This window comes from Streptomyces sp. NPDC022552 (assembly GCF_055561875.1).
Genome location: NZ_JBVHGJ010000013.1, coordinates 18,859 through 34,831, shown reverse-complemented (window position 1 = coordinate 34,831; position 15,973 = coordinate 18,859). Strand labels below are relative to the sequence as shown.

At 68.3% G+C, this 15,973-nt stretch carries 11 protein-coding genes; 5 read left to right on the top strand and 6 right to left on the bottom strand.

Annotated elements, in window-relative coordinates; all coding sequences use genetic code 11:
- Nucleotides 1-29: 29 nt before the first annotated feature.
- Nucleotides 30-2,399, bottom strand: coding sequence for a malto-oligosyltrehalose synthase (gene treY / locus ACZ3OF_RS28035; protein WP_467307483.1), 2,370 nt, complete (start codon nucleotides 2,397-2,399; stop codon nucleotides 30-32).
- 90 nt (nucleotides 2,400-2,489) lie between these two features.
- On the opposite strand from treY, the gene ACZ3OF_RS28030 reads away from it, so the two are divergent.
- Together ACZ3OF_RS28030 and ACZ3OF_RS28025 are read left to right on the top strand one after the other, a co-directional pair.
- A complete protein-coding gene (locus ACZ3OF_RS28030) occupies nucleotides 2,490-3,713 on the top strand; it encodes an MFS transporter (protein ID WP_361674756.1) in 1,224 nt (407 codons plus the stop codon).
- 403 nt (nucleotides 3,714-4,116) lie between these two features.
- Nucleotides 4,117-4,884 (top strand): hypothetical protein, encoded by a 768-nt coding sequence (locus tag ACZ3OF_RS28025; protein WP_361674478.1) that lies wholly within the window; start codon nucleotides 4,117-4,119, stop codon nucleotides 4,882-4,884.
- Nucleotides 4,885-4,959: 75 nt separating this feature from the next.
- Here the strand turns inward: ACZ3OF_RS28025 and ACZ3OF_RS28020 are convergent, their stop codons facing one another.
- The 5 genes from ACZ3OF_RS28020 to ACZ3OF_RS28000 all read right to left on the bottom strand — a co-directional run bounded on the left by ACZ3OF_RS28020 (nucleotide 4,960) and on the right by ACZ3OF_RS28000 (nucleotide 12,861).
- Nucleotides 4,960-6,144: a hypothetical protein gene (locus ACZ3OF_RS28020; RefSeq protein ID WP_467307481.1), complete on the bottom strand. Its 1,185-nt coding sequence runs from the start codon at nucleotides 6,142-6,144 to the stop codon at nucleotides 4,960-4,962.
- Between the two features lie 49 nt (nucleotides 6,145-6,193).
- Nucleotides 6,194-8,287, bottom strand: coding sequence for a hypothetical protein (locus tag ACZ3OF_RS28015; protein ID WP_467307479.1), 2,094 nt, complete (start codon nucleotides 8,285-8,287; stop codon nucleotides 6,194-6,196).
- 78 nt (nucleotides 8,288-8,365) lie between these two features.
- On the bottom strand, nucleotides 8,366-10,396 hold the full coding sequence (locus ACZ3OF_RS28010) for a hypothetical protein (RefSeq protein ID WP_467307477.1): 2,031 nt from the start codon (nucleotides 10,394-10,396) through the stop codon (nucleotides 8,366-8,368).
- Between the two features lie 254 nt (nucleotides 10,397-10,650).
- The gene (locus tag ACZ3OF_RS28005) at nucleotides 10,651-11,514 is read right to left on the bottom strand and encodes a nuclease (RefSeq protein WP_361674472.1); all 864 of its coding nucleotides are present in this window, start codon (nucleotides 11,512-11,514) and stop codon (nucleotides 10,651-10,653) included.
- A gap of 90 nt (nucleotides 11,515-11,604) precedes the next feature.
- Nucleotides 11,605-12,861 carry a peptidoglycan-binding domain-containing protein gene (locus ACZ3OF_RS28000; protein ID WP_467307475.1) on the bottom strand — a complete coding sequence of 419 codons (1,257 nt, stop codon included), beginning with the start codon at nucleotides 12,859-12,861 and terminating at the stop codon, nucleotides 11,605-11,607.
- 350 nt (nucleotides 12,862-13,211) lie between these two features.
- Here ACZ3OF_RS28000 and ACZ3OF_RS27995 point away from each other — a divergent pair, with 350 nt between their 5' ends.
- The 3 genes from ACZ3OF_RS27995 to ACZ3OF_RS27985 are packed head-to-tail and all read left to right on the top strand — an operon-like array spanning nucleotide 13,212 to nucleotide 15,891.
- Nucleotides 13,212-14,528 (top strand): M12 family metallopeptidase, encoded by a 1,317-nt coding sequence (locus ACZ3OF_RS27995; protein ID WP_467307473.1) that lies wholly within the window; start codon nucleotides 13,212-13,214, stop codon nucleotides 14,526-14,528.
- An 8-nt stretch (nucleotides 14,529-14,536) separates the two neighbouring features.
- The gene (locus ACZ3OF_RS27990; RefSeq protein WP_361674466.1) at nucleotides 14,537-15,553 is read left to right on the top strand and encodes an MvdC/MvdD family ATP grasp protein; all 1,017 of its coding nucleotides are present in this window, start codon (nucleotides 14,537-14,539) and stop codon (nucleotides 15,551-15,553) included.
- Complete coding sequence (locus ACZ3OF_RS27985; RefSeq protein WP_361674464.1) at nucleotides 15,550-15,891, top strand: YbaY family lipoprotein; 342 nt, start codon at nucleotides 15,550-15,552, stop codon at nucleotides 15,889-15,891. The genes ACZ3OF_RS27990 and ACZ3OF_RS27985 overlap by 4 nt, the downstream gene beginning before the upstream one ends.
- Nucleotides 15,892-15,973: the final 82 nt, after the last annotated feature.

Here is a 15,973-nt window from a genome sequence, read left to right as displayed (position 1 = left end):
GGCGGGCTGCGCCCTCCCGATCGGCCCCCTCACTCCTCCCGCGCGGGCCGGCGGCCGAGCAGCGCCACCGGACGCGCGTCGAAGAGCTCGGCCGGCTTCACCGCACCGCCCGTGAACTGCCGTACACCGTCGAGGAGATCGAACCAGGTGCCGGGCGGCAGGATCAGCTCGGTGTCCTGCCAGCCACCCGCCTCCGCCAGCCGCAGCGGCAGTCGTGTGACCGCCGTGACCGACTCCGCCGACGCGCCCTCGCCGCGGGCGAAGGCCAGACAGTGCGCCGCCGCGGCCCCGGTCACCGTGAGCGGGGTGTACGAATCGGGCGCGGCGAAGGCCTCGGGGTGCAGCCGCCGCAGCGCGAGCGCCGCGCGGACCACCGCCGTCTTGTCGTCGTCCTCGCCGGCCGTGAAGGGCCTCCGGTTGTCCGGGTCGACCAGCGCCCGGTACTCCCGCTCGGTCCCCTGGTAGAGCTCCGGTACCCCCGGCATCGTCAACTGGACCAGCGTCGCGCCCAGTTGATGGGCCCGGATGTGCGGCTCCAGGGCGAAGGCCGCCTCCGAGGCCGCCCGGAGCGGAATCCGGCCGGGGCCGGCCGTCACGAACTCGGTCACCGCCCGCTCGTACGCCGGATCGGGTTCGGTCCAGCTCGTCTGCAGCCCCGCCTCCCGTACGGACTTCAGGACGGCGGGACCGAGCCGCTCCGGGTCCGGTGCGCCGAAGCCGAACGCGGTCTGCCACGCCGTCCACGCCAGATGCGGGTCCGGAGCGGGCACGCCGGCCACCTCCTCCAGCAGATCCCGCCACACGGACGGGCATTGGGAGAGGACCGCGATCCCGGCGCGGATGTCCGCGCTGCGCTTGGTGTCGTGCGTGGACAGGACGGTCCCGGTCGCGGGCCAGTCCCTGGAGAGCCGGAGGCAGTAGGCGTGGAACTCCTCGATCGCGATCGCCGGACGCCCGGGGTCGCCCCCCACCTCGTTCGCCGACAGCAGCGGGGTGTAGCGGTAGAAGGCGGTGTCCTCCACGGACTTGGCGCGCAGCGCCGACGAGGTCTGCGCGAACCTCGCCCGGAACGCCCGGTGTTCGGGTCCGTCGCCGAGCCGCCCCAGCGCCAGAGCGCGTACGGTGTCGACGGCCGTGGCCTCCTCCGGTACCGCGAAGGCGGCCGTCGCGCCCCGGGCGGCTTCCGGGGTCAGCACCGACTCGTCGCCCTCGCGGTAGAAGCGGTAGACCGGGACGCGGACGAGGAGTTCACGGATCGCGGTGGTCAGGGCCCAGGGGGCGTGGTCGCGCAGCGCGGGATCGGCGGCGCAGATCCGCTCGGCGAGCCGGGTCAGCGCTGCGGTCTCCGCCGCCAGATCGTGCGTCACGACCTCGTACGCGGCCCGGCGGGCCGTCGCCTCCCAGGCGCCGCCCCGGTCTCCGGCGCGGCCCGCGAACTCACGGTACACATCGGTGAGTTCGGCGGCTCCGACACCGTCCACGAAGACGCCGTCCACGTATCGCAGCGCGTCGTAGCCGGTCGTCCCGGCGACCGGCCAGGCGGCAGGCAGCGGCTCGGGTCCGGTGAGGATCTTCTCCACGACCGTCCAGCAGCCGCCGCCCGTCGCCTCCCTCAGGCGCCGCAGATACCCTTCGGGATCGGCGAGGCCGTCCGGGTGGTCGATCCGCAGCCCCTCGATCACCCCGTCCCTGACCAGCCGGACGATCGTGTCGTGCGTCGCGTCGAAGACCTCGGGATCCTCGACCCGTACCCCGATCAGCTCCGAAATGGTGAAGAAGCGGCGGTAGTTGAGCTCCGTGCGGGCCAGCCGCCACCAGCCGAGCCGGTACCACTGCGCGTCCAGCAGCTCGGGCAGGGGGAGCCCTTCCGTGCCCGCGCGGAGCGGGAAGGTCCGGTCGTCCAGGTGCAGCGCTCCGTCGGAGACCCGCATCCGCTCCCGTACCTCCGGGAGCCGGGCCGGCAGCACGGGCAGCAGGATGCGGCCGTCCCCCGCCTCCCAGTCGATGTCGAACCAGCGGGCGTACGGCGATTCCGGTCCCTCGCGCAGCACTTCGCGCAGCGCGTGGTTGTACGTGGGCGACATGGCCATGTGGTTGGGCACCAGGTCCACGACCAGGCCCAGACCATGGGCCCGGGCGGTCGAGGCGAGGGCCCGCAGTCCCTCCTCGCCGCCCAGCTCGGCCCGGATCGCGCGGTGGTCGGTCACGTCGTAGCCGTGCGTGGAGCCGGGCACGGCCTCCAGGACGGGGGAGAGGTGGAGATGGGACACCCCGAGGCCGGCGAGATACGGGACGGCCCGCTCGGCGGCCGAGAAGGGGAACTCCGGCTGGAGTTGGAGGCGGTAGGTGGCGGTGGGCACGGTCCGGGCGGTGGGCGGGGTCGGGAGCGAGGACGTCATGCGAACGTACGTACCCGGCGCGGAGGCTTCTGTGTCATCGCCTCATGCGTCCGTTCGGGTGCATCGCGTTACGTTCTGGCGATGTTCCGTATGTATCGCGACACTCTGTCCCTGCTCGGACCGGTGCTGCCGGTCCTCTCGTTCCTGGGGCGGCTGCCCACCGCCATGTGCCAGCTCGGCAGCCTGCTCCTGGTCGCCGAGACGAGCGGATCCCTGACGACGGCGGGGCTCGCGGGCGGCGCGCTCGCGGCGGGACAGACGGTCGCGGGGCCGGTCATCGGCAGACTCGCCGACCGGCGCGGACAGCGTGGGGTGGTCCTCGTGGCATCCCTCGCCAACGCGGTCGCCGTCGCCGCGCTGGTCCTCGCGGCGCTCGGCCACGCGGCGCTCGGCTGGCTGATCGCCCTCGGCGCGCTCGCGGGCGCGACCGTCCCCCAGATCGGCCCGCTCGCCCGGACACGCTCGGTCGCACTGGCCAGGCGCTCCGGCGCCGACGACCGCGCGGTCGGCACGGTCCTCTCCTTCGAAGGCACCCTCGACGAGGTGTCCTTCGTCCTCGGCCCGGCGCTCGTGGGCCTCGCCGCCGCCCTCGCCCACCCGGCGGCGGCGCTCCTGACGGCCTCGGCCCTCCTCGCGACCTGCGGCACGGCGTTCGCGCTGCACCCGTCCGCCCGGGTGGCCGAGGGCGATGCGCCGGCCGTCACCACCCGTACGGGCGCCGCCGAACGGGGGCGGCTGCCGAGGTCCGCGTACGCCCTTCGGATCACGATGGTGCTTCAGGGCGCCATGTTCGGTGCCTCGCAGGCCGGTATCACCGCGCTCACCGAGAAGCTCGGGGCGCCCGAGCAGGCCGGGCTCGTCTATGCGGCCATGGGCGTGATGAGCGCCGCCGTCGGCCTCTCGATGGCCGCCGTACCCGCCCGGATCGGTCTGCCGACCCGCTGGCGGGCCGCCACCGCCGCGCTCGTCGTACTCTCGGCCCCACTCGTCCTCGTCGACTCGCTGCTCGCCCTGTACGCGGTCGTGACCGTCCTCGGCGCCGCCTACGCGCCGCACCTCATCACCGTGTTCGGGCTCACCGAGCGGACCGTGCCGGCCTCGCGGCTGGCCGAGTCGATGGCCTTCCTCACCAGCGGGATCGTCGGCGGCCAGGCCCTCGCGCTCGCCCTCTCCGGCCGCCTCGCGGACACCCACGGCGCCCCGGCGGCCTTCACGGTGGCGGTGGCCGCGGCCGTCCTGTGCGCGGCACTGTCCTGGTCGGTCCGCACTCGCGTGCCGTCGGCAGCCACCCGGGAGCTGGTGAGCGGCTCCTGACGCACCCTGCCGAGGTGTCGTCGAAGCCTGGTGGAGCGCGACCGCGTCGACCACCCGTCCGTGCAGCGCTGGGTGAGCGCCATTGCGTCCGGTGCGCCGCGCGCCCGCAGCGGCGGTGCCGGGCCGGACAAGTCGCCCGGCTCGCCCGGGCGTACGTCGCCGAAGCCCGGGCGCCAGGACCGGGTGCGGCGGCCACCTCTCGCGGCGTTGCCCACCCCACGGAATGGCACGAGGACGGCGGGAGTCGACAACACCGGTATTCGCCTTGACCGTCGGCCCTTCTGCTGGCGACCCGAACCTGCCGCGGATATCCTGAGAAGACATGGATCCGTGCGCTTCGCCGATCCCAGCTTCTTTCCCGGAATTGCCGTGGCGCAGACAGGAAGCCCGCAGGAGCGACGCGATGGACCTGTTGCCAGTTGAGATCAAGGTCAACATCGAAGGCGATGTGGGGGCGGCCCTGTCCGCTCTGGGTGGGGCGCTCGGTGTGAAGAGGGTGCGTCAGATCTGGTTCGCCGAGGACTCGGTGGGCGTCGCCGAAGGGCGATTGCCATTGCTGGACGGCGGCGTGATCGTACGGTTCAGGCTCGGAGCCGGTTCGGACGACCTGACGGTCAAGCTGCGACCGTGCACACGGGAGCAGCTGATCGGCCGCTTCACCCGCTCTTTCGACCACGAACTCTTCACCTACGGAATCGAGGAGGACTGGTCGGGCACCCGCCGTGTTCTGGCCGCCGCGCTGGTCCACGACCATCGGCCGGGGGAACTTTCGTCCGCGGTGGAGCCCGGTGCCGATCCCTCCGCGCCGATCGACGCGGTGCAGGATCAGTTCCTGAAGGTGTGTGCTCCCGACGTCCAGATAGGTGGGCTGGTCGCACTGGGGCCGATTCTCTCGACCAAGGTCGAGGACGTCGCGCTCGACGACCTGGAGGTGAACCTCGAGGTGTGGTCGGGCGCCGGTCTGGAGTTCCTGGAGGCGTCGATCCGGGTGAAGCCCAAGGACGACGACGATGCCGAGAAGCTCACAGCTCGGGCCGAGCGCAAGCAGCAGAAGCTCGAGGATGCCGTGCGAGAGCGGGGAGTCAAGCTTTCCGAACACCCCGACACCAAGACTCGCCGCGTTCTGACCGCCTTGGCTGCCTTGGCCGGTGCCGAGCCAGGCCCAGGCTGATACGGGCCGACTCGGAGTGAGCGGAACTCGGTTCATTGCAGACCTGGTTCATCAATCGCAGACCTGGTCCATCAGTCAGAGGGCGATCACGTTCAGGTACGTGTCGAGATGGTGGCGGGCAGCCGCGGCCACCTCCGCCAGATCGCCTTCCACCGTCCGCTCGGCAGACACGGCACCGTGCAGCGTCACGGCATCCCGCAGCCGGACGCTGCCAGCCGCCGGTTCCCGCTTCAGCGTCATCCGCGCGTCACCGAAGACCGCGCTCCACCACCCAGGGGCGGCAGCCTCACTCCGCGTCCCTCCGGTGGGGTGGACCTCTGCGTCGGCGACCTCGAAGAGTCGCTCTCTGACCATGACGAAAACGGCCGTCCTCAAGTCGTCCGTGCTGCCGAGCCACGTGGCGAGGGACGGGTCCAGGGGCCCGCCACCGGACTCGGTCAGTCCGGTGCGGACGGCTCCCGCCGTGACGGCGGATCGGTACGCCGTGTCCGCCGCGTCTCCGTCAGGCCAGGGTTCTCCGGGCGGCACGGACACCCTGAACACCTCGTGCAGTTGCTCCACGTCGATGTCGAGAGTCGCCGTGAGGGCCGTCGGCCCGGTGTCGAACTGCTCGGTGAGCACGTTACGTACGACGAACGGCGGCGCGGAGGCTTCTCGCAGGTTCGTCACGACCGCTTCGGCCGCAGCCGGACTGAAGGACACCAGGAAGGAGCTGGACGCCTGCGCGTCGATCCCGCCGCCGGGGCCGCCCTGGACGCTCATGAGCAGAGGACCGGAGCCATTGCGCGGCTGCTTGATGACGCACGAGACGGCGCTGCCGGTGATCGGCACCATGAGCAGTTCAGGATCCGGGTCCCCGCGGCGGTGGGTGAACAGATGGGCGATGCGCGTGGGCGGGTCCGGGTGGTCGTGGTTCGCGAGCTTCTCCACGATGCGGGCCTGGACGTCGGCGGGCAGGGCGACCGTACAAGAGAAGGTGCAGGAGCCGCCGAGGTACTGCGGATGAGGCCCTACGGGGGACTGAACCATGGCTGTGGCCGAGAACTCGAGGTCGGTCGTACCGGGCCTCGTCGCGATGGTCACCCGCGGTGGCTGGAAATAGAACCGGGTGGGTTCACCGGAGCGCGCCAGGTCGGTGTTGACCGCGTCGGGCCAGATCCGGACGCCGATGCGTGACGCTGCTTCCGTACCGCTGTCCACCGTGATCACGAGCGAGTCGGGGCCGAAGATCGGGCCTGTGGGGATAACGCTGCCTGGCATCGCGGATGCCCCTGTCGGTCGAAGGCGGTTCTGTCGGCGGTGGTTCGCGTCAGTGGATCACCGCCGACGTGACAAGGAGAACGGGCTCGTCGACGAAGTCGTGCGCGACGGAGACGGTCCGCGCGCCGGACGCCGCGTTCACGGTCAGCACGACCGTGCTGTCCAGGCCGGTGACGGCGGAATCCACCGGGAGCGAGGCGTGCACGAAATCGATGTCGTGGGAAGGGCTCAGCGTCAACGCGGGAACCGGGTCTCCCGGGTTGGCATCGAGTGTGATCTCCACTTTGATGGTGCTGACGCCCTCCGCCTCGAAGTTCAGCCCGGTCGCGTTGACCGTGAGCGGGTACTGCACCTCCTGCACGGTTTGGGTGCGGAACGTGAGGAAGGTCAGCATGTCGGCCTTCGGCAGCGGAGCGGCCACCTCCAGGGTGCGCGACACTTCCACCACCGTCCCGGCGCCGACGCCCGGGAGGGTGGTGGTCTCATGGGCTTCGAGCACCCTGCCCCCGAGAGGGACGATCGGCTCCGGGCCCTGGCCGTCCCGCACGTCGGCGCACTGGAGGAGCTTGAGGTCGAGAGGTCCCATGTTCGTGGCCTGGGCGCTGAACGGCTGCGATCCGGATTGCGGAGTGATCGTCAGGTCACCGTTGTGGGCGGTGCGGCGCAGGTTCAGCAGCACCTGGCTGCGCACGGGTTGGGGGAAGAGGTCGTCGAGCCGGACGGCGATGCTGCCGAAGAGGGGCGCCGTCCCTGGCGATGCGAGCTGTTGCAGGAACAGGTTGACGAGGGACGCGGCTGGTGTCGGACGGTCGTCGCTGATGTCGACACCCACTTGGATGGTGGTGCCGTCGCCGTCGGCGAAGGCGACCTGGCCGCTCCGAAGGCCTTGCAGAGTGGACGGGGTACGGGAGTCCAGCCCACTGGGCAGGGCGACGCGCAGGGTGCGCCCGACTGCCTCCGGGACGCCGGTGACGTCCGCCCGCAGGCGGGCGAGGTCGATCGGGTCTGCCATCGGGCCGACCGTGAAGGTGAAGTGGAACCGGCAGCCGCTGATGGAGGCGGGCGACTCGTCGACGATCGAGTCGCAGGCCGCGAGGGCGCCCTGCGCCGTGACGAGGATCCCGTAGGCGTCCGGTACCGCGATCACCGTGCCGCTGATCTGGCCGAGGAAGACACGCTGGAGAGAGGGATACTTCGACGGGATGTCGCCGAGAGTGGTCAGTTCGCGGTACTCCGTACGCTGTGGCGCGAAGACCCTGAAGTCGTTGGCGTCGATGATGGGCCGCGTCACGTCCCCCGCCGTGATGGTGAACCGGCTGCGGTGGGTGTCGGTGTTGAACTTGTCTCCGAGGAGCAGGCTGCGTCGGAAGCCGGCGGTGCACGGGAAGAAGACGTACGCGCCGATCCTGTCGATGAGGGACGGCAGGACGGGAGCGTCTCCGGAATTGCCCCCGTCACCGAAGACCTCGAACTGGAGTCCCTGGAAGATCGGCCCGTGGACGGGGAATCCGGTGTCTGGCGACGTCACCAGCGCCGTCTGGTAGCCGGAGTAGGTCGGCTCGAACTCCAGCCGCAGCTGCCCGTGCAGGGTGAGGTGCACGTAGGCGGCCTCGATCAGCGAACCGGACAGCTCGAACGTGACGGTGAAACTTGTCCCGCTGACGGTCGCTGTCGTGCCCGTCACCGTGTGCTCCGTGACGGATCCGTTGGGCTCCGTGAGGGGCACGACCAGCTTCACGACAGGCAGCAGGTCGGGCACGGGGTGCAACTGACCCGACGCGACGGAGGAGAGGACGTTGTCCGACAGGTCCTCCTTCACCGTCAGGGTGAACGTGGCGCGGTTGAACGGTCCTCCACCGGTGGTGGGTGCGCTTGTCTGTACGACGTCAAAGGCGAACTTCCGGTCTACGGCGGGCAAGACATATGCCGGGAGGAACCAGGTTGCGTCGGGAAACGGGCCGAAGGCGAGCACGTCCGGGACAGAACTGCTCTCCAGGCGCGGAAGCAACGGCGCGTCCGCGGGGAGTTCGGGTCTCCTGCTCTCATTGAGCACCGAGCCGATGTGGTCCCCTGTCCGTCGTACCAGCCAGGGCTTCGGCTCCGCGACCAGGAATTCGTCGAACGCCTGCTCCATCTGTCCCATGGTGTCTCCCCGGCGGGGTGATCCGTCGCTTTCCCGGACGGGCGGTTCCGCCCGCCCGTCCAGGGCATGCCGGTGGTGTCACGTGGTGACGGCGGCGGCCGCGGCGACGTACCGGTTGATGGTCTCGATCTTGTCTGCGGGTGCTCGCGGCAAGGGAGTGGGCAGTTGCGGAATGTACTTGATCCGCCCTTCCGGTACGGGAACCCGGACCGGCTCCGAGGTCGAGTAGAAGACCGGCTCGTCGGTGAAGTTGGGCCCGAGCGCCTCGACGGACACGGTGTAGCTGATCTCCTTCACGAGGACGTACTTGTCGGAGTACACCTCCCACAGCGCGTTCTTCACGTTGTCCTTGGTGACCACGATCGGCGGGAAGGTGTCGTCGTCGATGGTCGGCGTTATCGTCACGGTGATGTTGGACGGGAGCCGGACGGGCGACACCATGAACCGCACGAACACGTAGCCGACCTGGCTCGCTGTCATGACCGGCGCGTGGTCGGTGCTCAGTTCCTCGATCACGGCGACTGAATCGTCGGTCGGGGCGATCTGCGGGGACAGGTTGACGCGGGGGTCCTGCCCGTCGAAGATCAGCTTGCGCCGCAGTTTCACCTGGTCCGACGGCCAGCCGTCGACAGGGTTGTCCAGTCGCAGGAACGAGATGTTGACGAAGTCCTTGGCCGTCTGTTCTCGCCAGACGGCAGGCTGCTCCTGACCGTTCGGCTGCGTCTCGCCGGGTATGTAGTGCTGGCCACTGGCCCTCATGCTCAGATTGACCTGGCCGTTCTCCATCGGTCTCGAGAAGTCGGGATACCCGGCCTCCAGTTGGACGGATCTGAGCGGACTCCTGCGTTCGGTGCCGTCGGGGAGCTTCTCGCTGAAGTTGACCTCGGAGAACCCGGCGACCTGGACCTTCTTGAAGAACTCGCCGATGTCGATGACGAACAGATACTTGTTGAGATCTGCCCGCACGGCCGGCAGGAGGTCGGTGAGGTTGCCGCTGATGGTATGGCTCACGGAAACCGTCTGGTCGAGAATCAACCGCTGATTGACGTGGACACCATTGTGGGCATGCGTGGACTTGATCGATACGGACGATCCGCCGAACAACTCGCTGAACCACCCGCGGTCGGTCGACGCCTTGGCGTCGCTCTTTGCGGGGTCGAAGTCGAAGATCTCGTGCTTGACCAGTTCGAGCGCCGTCTTCTTCATCTCGTTGACCTGCTCCGTCACCCACTTCTTCGTCTCCGCGTCGAGCACCGCGTTGTTCTGCGTCATGTGCGTGGTGATGGCGCCGCTGGTGATGCATTTCTGGTAGGCGAACTCCGCTTGCAGCGAGTTGATCCGGAACAGCCCGCCTGCCGAGACAGCAGCCGAGAACGAGTCGAACACCTTGTCGATGTCGACGTCCACATCGATCGTGACACCGTTGATGTAGAAGGTTTCCTGGAGCGCGTTGGTGACCAGGAAGGGCGGCGCGGCCCCGAGCTTCAGCGAACTCGCGATCTGACCCGCGGCCGGCAGGTTGCAGCTGACCAGGAACGAACAGATGCCCTGAGCCTCGATACTGCCCTTCCCGCTGTGCTGGGCGGTCATGAGGAGTTTGCCACCCGTGACCGCCGGGTCCGGAACGGCGCACACCACGGCGCTCTCCGTGATCGGAATGATGCCGAGCGAGGGCTCAGGATCGTTCTGCTGGAAGTTGAAGAAGGGCCCGAGCCTCGACGGGATCTCGTGCTCCCGCTGCTTCAGCTTCTGAACCGCACCGGTGATCACGCTGGGCGGAATGGCGAACGTCGTCGAGAACGAGCAGAATCCGCCGCCGAGTTCGGTTCCGGCCAGATCACCGGGTGTGATGTGTGCCTCCTCCGACATCAGACCCTTGAACAGCGTCATCTGGAAGTTGAAGTCCTCCGGAGAATCGTGCTTCCGCGCCAGGAAGACCTCGGCGGGCTGGAAGTAGTACTGCGTGGGCAGCCCTGCCTGGCGTAGCTGCGGATTGTGCGCGTCCGGGTACACCTGGAGCTGGAACGGTCTACCCGTTTCGTCATTGACGGTGACGACGACGAAATTCGGACCGAACAATGGTCCGACGCCGGATACGAAGTCAGCCATGAGTGGAACTCCCTGCCGGAGAGGCCAGCGGATCTGCTGGAGGAGTCACCCGGTACGGCCCCGGCGCATCAGAACCTCACCGCTCCCTCGGGGGCATGGAGCCGGTCGACGGGTGCGCTGTGAAGATACTTCGACTGTAGGTCCAACTCTCCTGGAACCGCCACCTGACCAGGTAGTTCGTTCCGCAACTGTCGGAGGACCGAGCATTCTGTCCCGGGCCGCTCAAGGAGGTCGGCAGACCCTTCGACGGGGATTCAGGCGTCCTCGAAGACAAGGTCCTCGGACGGGTGCGTCATTCTCACCGTGTGGCCGTCGGTGACCTCCACGACGTGATGCAGACCGGACCGCCGCTCGCCCGTGGAGAGGACGGAGTATCGGTCCCTGGCACCCGCCAGATAGGCGGGGAAGCACGCCAGCGGCATCGTGTCGAGGCGCAGGTAGTCCATCGTGCGCCGAAACAGCTTGGGGAGGATCACCACGTCGTCGGTGAGTGAGGCCACGCCTGTGATCTTGGCTCCGCTGGTGGTCACGTCGCTCACCCACAGGCCCTTTCCGGCCGCCCTGGCCGCGCCGGCCGTAGCGGCCATTTCCGTACGCAGGCTCGTGAAGAGGGAGCGGTAGAACGTCGGGTACGCCAGCCCCTCAGCCAGCAGATGGTGATTGACGGTCGTCCGCAGCACGGCGACATCCACGTCGATCTCCAGGCCGCTGGTGCCGGGCGGAGTGCCACGTCCGGCCAGGGCCACGCAGCGCCCGTGCACATCCGCACCACGGGTGAGGACGAATCCGGCAACCGTTTCCGGGGTGGTGGCGGTCACGGTCTCGTCCGGTCGGCGCTGTACGTCGGTGAATCCCAGCCACTTCAGCAGTTCGTCGCGCGCCGCGTGAGCGAACTTGAGCGGCTGGTGGTCACGCTTCGGGCCGTAATGGGTCTCGAGGGCGTCGACGGCGTCCAGACGCAGCTTCGCGCGCCCCAGCGCGGTGTGTTCCACAGCACGACCGCCCCCTCCACCGACGATGGTCCACTCGGTCGGGTTGTCGGCGGTGAAGTGAACCGTATCGCCGTCGGGCTGCGACCCCTTGATGTCGTAGAAACCCTTGATGAGCAGCATAGGCATGGCTACTCCTCAGCAGTGAGGCGGTGTGTTCGGGCCCCGAGACATTCGATCCGGAATTGCGGCGCGGCCACCTTTCTCTGGGTTCGTTCGCTACACGGTGTTGCGGAGGTCCTGAAGGTACTGCTGTACGAAAGCGTTGAACGCCGCCTGGACGTCCTGCTCCTCCTCCAGTTCGGGATCAAAGCCGTCCGGGTCCTCCCGGTAGACAAAGTCACCGAGACCGTCGGGCTCCATCTCGCTCAGGTCCGCAGCCGCCATGAGGTTGCGCAAGTGGGTCGACTCCAGCTCTGTCTCCGTCACGTCGCCCGGAGTCAGGTTGCCCGCGGTGTCCTCCAGCCCGGCGGCCTGCTGGAAGTCTGAGAGCGCACTCGCGATCTCTTCGCTGAACGAGCCGTCGATGGAGACGAGCGAGCCACCCGTGGTGCCCCGCCAGTCGTTCAACAACGCCTGGACGTACCTGACGTCCTGGGGTTCGTTACCGCCGTCCGGTCCCACGGATCCGCTCAGGGGGGAGCCGAAGGCGAGGACGGCCGGGACGAGGACCCCGCCGCCACCGAGGATGGCGATGGCGATGGCGGCCAATGCGGCGAGTGCGGCGATGACCGCGGAGACGAGGATCGCCTTGGCCAGCGCCTCCAGCAGCTCTCCGTCCACCTCCACGCAGATCTCGTAGACGACGAGGCCCTGAGCGATTTCCGGCTCGGTCGCCCGCCTGTAGTGCAGGGACACCCTGCAAGGGATGATGCCGAGATAGTTCCGTTGATAGAACGTGATGGTCCGATCGGGGTCGAACATCTTCCCCTTTTCGTACCGGACGAAATTGGGGTCGTTCGCGGAAATGAAGTCCATCAGTGACAGGAATGTCTCGATCTTCTCCCGTCCTGCCGTCCGCCCGAAGTCGGAGTTCGGCTTGATCTCGTAGAACTCCATGCGGACGCCCGGCTCGTGGGTGATGATGTCAGGCACCGCGAACCGTTCGTTCTCGTCGTCGCCTCTGTCGACAGGCTTCTTTCGCACTTCGCAAGAGTGAGAGATGAATCCTTCGTCAACCCCCGGGTTATGCGCCGCGAGGAAACTGGCAAGGAACCGGCATCGGGTCGTGTCCGACGCCTCGTCGAAGAAGTCCGTTCCGGTGCCACCCCGTTGGTAGGGGTTGCACCCACCCTTGCTGAAGCAGTACTCCAGACGGACGACCCATTCGACGACGAGGCCCACCTTGGCGGCCGCCCAACGGGGCGCGCCGGCCTCACGCGGAGTCGTGCAGAACTTCGCCACGGGAGTCACCTCTCCCTGTGCGCTCTCGATGCCGTGTGACGTGACGTTGGCTTCGATGTCGCGCGATGGCACACGGCCGCACTTCCAGGATATCCGCGCCACGCTGGTTCGCAGCCTGGCGAGGGGGTGCCACGAGAGGTACCGGACGGCACCTCAGATGATCTCCCGGTCGGGGCAGCATCGGCCGCATCAGGGCAGCTCATCGTTCGACTGCCGGTGGGCTCGGTCCTGCTGTTCAGCGAATTCGATCTGACACCGGTTGTGGTTCTCCGTCACCGGTCTGGTCTGCCCTCACTGATCCATGTGGGGGATGCGTCGCACCTCTCCGGTGTCCTCGCTCATCCGGCGTCGGTGCCACCTGTTACGTGAGGGGCGGGACGTGGAACACATGGTGAACAAGCCCCCAGGCACCGAGGTGAGTGATGAACGCCAGTCCGTCGAAGCCGGGGCGGGGTGCGAAGAGGACCGCGTCGAAGACGACCACGGCCCGAACGAAGTCCGCCTCCGCCAAGAGCCCGGCTCCCGCGAAGAAGACGTCTTCCCGTAAGCGCGCCGCTGCCGCCGCTGCGGACCCCGGCACCCCGTATGCGAATGGCTCGGGAGTGCGCGGCAGAGGTGAGTACCGGACCGGACCGGTCAGCGGGACCGCGCTGGTGGACGGAACGACGTTCCGTAACAAAGGACTGTTGTTCGCCGACGTGCACGGCAAGGCGATCTTCGAGGGCGACATCGTGCTCGGCACGGTCGAGGAGTTGAAAGCCCAACTTCCCGCACCCGCACCCGGCGACGTGGAGTCCCGCCCGCAGGCCTCGGTGGGAATCGTGGGGGATACCTACCGGTGGCCCAACGCGCTCATTCCCTACGAGATCGACCCCGCCCTGCCGAACGTGGAACGCGTGACACGAGCTATCGATGCCTGGACCTTTCGCACGCGCATCCGCTTCGTCCTGCGCACCCCCGCGAACGCGGACCAATACCCCGATTTCGTGCGCTTCAGCCCCGGCGACTCGTGCTCTTCTCCGGTCGGACGGAAGGGCGGGCTTCAGGTGATCGAACTCGGCCCGAGATGCGATTTCGGTAGCGCGATGCACGAAATCGGTCACGCGGTGGGTCTCTGGCACGAGCAGAGCCGCGAAGACCGCGATCTGTTCATCGAGGTCAAGTTCGACAACATCCTGCCGGACCATCAACACAACTTCCTCCAGAAAGCCGGGGGCGACGCAGACGACTTCGGCCCCTACGACTTCTCGTCGATCATGCACTACGGGTGGAACGCATTCGCCATCGACGATTCGAAGCCGACGATCGTCCCACGGCATCCGCTGCGCCCCGGCATTGTCATGGGGCAGCGTGAATTCCTGTCCGATCTTGATGTGGAGGGCGTCCACGCGCTCTATCCGCCCGCTCCTCAGACGTCCAAGGAAGTGGCCAAGGACCGCATCGAGGACTGGACGCTGAAAGAGCTTCCCAAAGACCCGTCCCATGACCGAGGGCCGAAGGGAATCGACCCGCAGGCACCTGCACTGATGCCGACCAGCCCCTACATCCTGGCCACAGGGCATCAGGCGCCGTCACTGGTTGGCCAGGCCGACGCTCTCGAGGCGCAGGTGGGCCGGCTGACCGAGGCCGTGGCCGGGCTCCAGCAGAGCGTGACCGCAGTGATGACGGACCACACGCAACTCGTGAGCAGGCTCGAATACCTGCTCGCCGGCGGCGTTCCCCCCGGGCCGCAACAATGATCCTCATCGTGTCGTACGACGAGGACCACACCCTCGCCGTGATGAGCCATCTGGAGGCGGCCGGGCGCGAGGTTCTGCGCATCGACCTCGCCGACTTCCCCGTGCGCGGTGCGATCAACCTCGAGTACCCCGTCGTAGGCCGGCCGGAGCTGACCCTCACCACCCCGGCGGGCCACGCCGAGCTCGACCGGTGCCACGCGGCATGGTGGCGGCGCGTCCGGTCCTTCACCTGCGACCCCAAGCTGGGAACACCGCTGGACCACCACTTCGCGGTCAGCGAGACAGGCCAAGCGCTGCATGGTCTGTTCCAGGCGATGGACTGCACCTGGGTCAACCCCCCTCTCCTGGACGGGATGGCCCAGCACAAGCCCTACCAGTGGGAGGCTGCGCGCAGAGTCGGTCTGACGCTGCCGCGTACTCTCGTCACGAATCAGCCGGAACGAGCTCAGCGGTTCGTCGACGAGGTCGGAATCGGGCGCACCGTGTTCAAGTCGTTCCTCGCCACCACCGAGGCATGGCGCGAAACGAGACTGGTGCGACCGCAGGACCTCGCGCATCTCGAGGCCGTCCGCTACGCCCCGGTCATCTTCCAGGAGTTCGTGGCCGGGGTCGATCTCCGCGTCACGATTGTGGGCGAGCGCGTCTTCGCGGCCGAGATCGACGCCACCCGCACCAGCTATCCCGTCGACATGCGGATGGTGATCGGCGAGTCCAGGGTCCGGCCGGTCACCCTGCCGACGACCCTCACCACCAGGCTGCTCCGCCTGATGCGCGACCTCGGGCTGGTGTACGGCGCGGTCGACCTACGCCGTCGGCCCGACGGGCAGTACGTCTTCTTCGAGGTCAACCCCGCCGGTCAGTGGCTGTTCGCCGAGGAGCACGCGGGGCTGCCGATCACGAGCGCGGTCGCGGGGCTTCTGTCGCACCTCGACGACCAGGGACCCCAGCGGACCGGCACGGGGGCGGAGAACGGCGTCGCCGAGCGAACGGCGCCGAGGACGACCAGTTCGGTGGTGGGACCATGAGCTACACGGTCACCGGCACGGTGACGATGCCAGCCGACGCACCCGCGACCCGCGCTGCACGGGTGTTGGTGGAAGTGCGCAACACCTCACGGTCCGACGCGCCCTCCACCGTCACCGGGAGCCAGGCGCAGACGGATCTGGAGCTCACTCCGGGCGGCACCGTTCCCTTCCACGTCGACGTGGACGATCTGGACCCGCGGGAGACGTACGGCATCCGCGTCCATGTCGACCTCAACGGCAGTGGTGTCGTCGAGGCCGGCGACCTGATCACGACCCGGACCACCGCAGTGTCCGCCCAGAAGACCCAGGGGATCGTGGCGGAGGTCAGCAGGGTGTGAGACGCAGGCCTCCCACACCGGAGGTGACACGCACCGCTCGGACCCGGCAGGGGCGCCCGCCCGTGGTTCGACCACGGACGGA

Excerpts from the sequence above, each read along its gene's own strand:
- treY (WP_467307483.1), bottom strand. The coding sequence starts at position 2,399 with ATGACGTCCTCGCTCCCGACCCCGCCCACCGCCCGGACCGTGCCCACC.
- ACZ3OF_RS28030 (WP_361674756.1), top strand. The coding sequence starts at position 2,490 with ATGTATCGCGACACTCTGTCCCTGCTCGGACCGGTGCTGCCGGTCCTC.
- ACZ3OF_RS28025 (WP_361674478.1), top strand. The coding sequence starts at position 4,117 with ATGGACCTGTTGCCAGTTGAGATCAAGGTCAACATCGAAGGCGATGTG.
- ACZ3OF_RS28020 (WP_467307481.1), bottom strand. The coding sequence starts at position 6,144 with ATGCCAGGCAGCGTTATCCCCACAGGCCCGATCTTCGGCCCCGACTCG.
- ACZ3OF_RS28015 (WP_467307479.1), bottom strand. The coding sequence starts at position 8,287 with ATGGGACAGATGGAGCAGGCGTTCGACGAATTCCTGGTCGCGGAGCCG.
- ACZ3OF_RS28010 (WP_467307477.1), bottom strand. The coding sequence starts at position 10,396 with ATGGCTGACTTCGTATCCGGCGTCGGACCATTGTTCGGTCCGAATTTC.
- ACZ3OF_RS28005 (WP_361674472.1), bottom strand. The coding sequence starts at position 11,514 with ATGCCTATGCTGCTCATCAAGGGTTTCTACGACATCAAGGGGTCGCAG.
- ACZ3OF_RS27995 (WP_467307473.1), top strand. The coding sequence starts at position 13,212 with ATGAACGCCAGTCCGTCGAAGCCGGGGCGGGGTGCGAAGAGGACCGCG.
- ACZ3OF_RS27985 (WP_361674464.1), top strand. The coding sequence starts at position 15,550 with ATGAGCTACACGGTCACCGGCACGGTGACGATGCCAGCCGACGCACCC.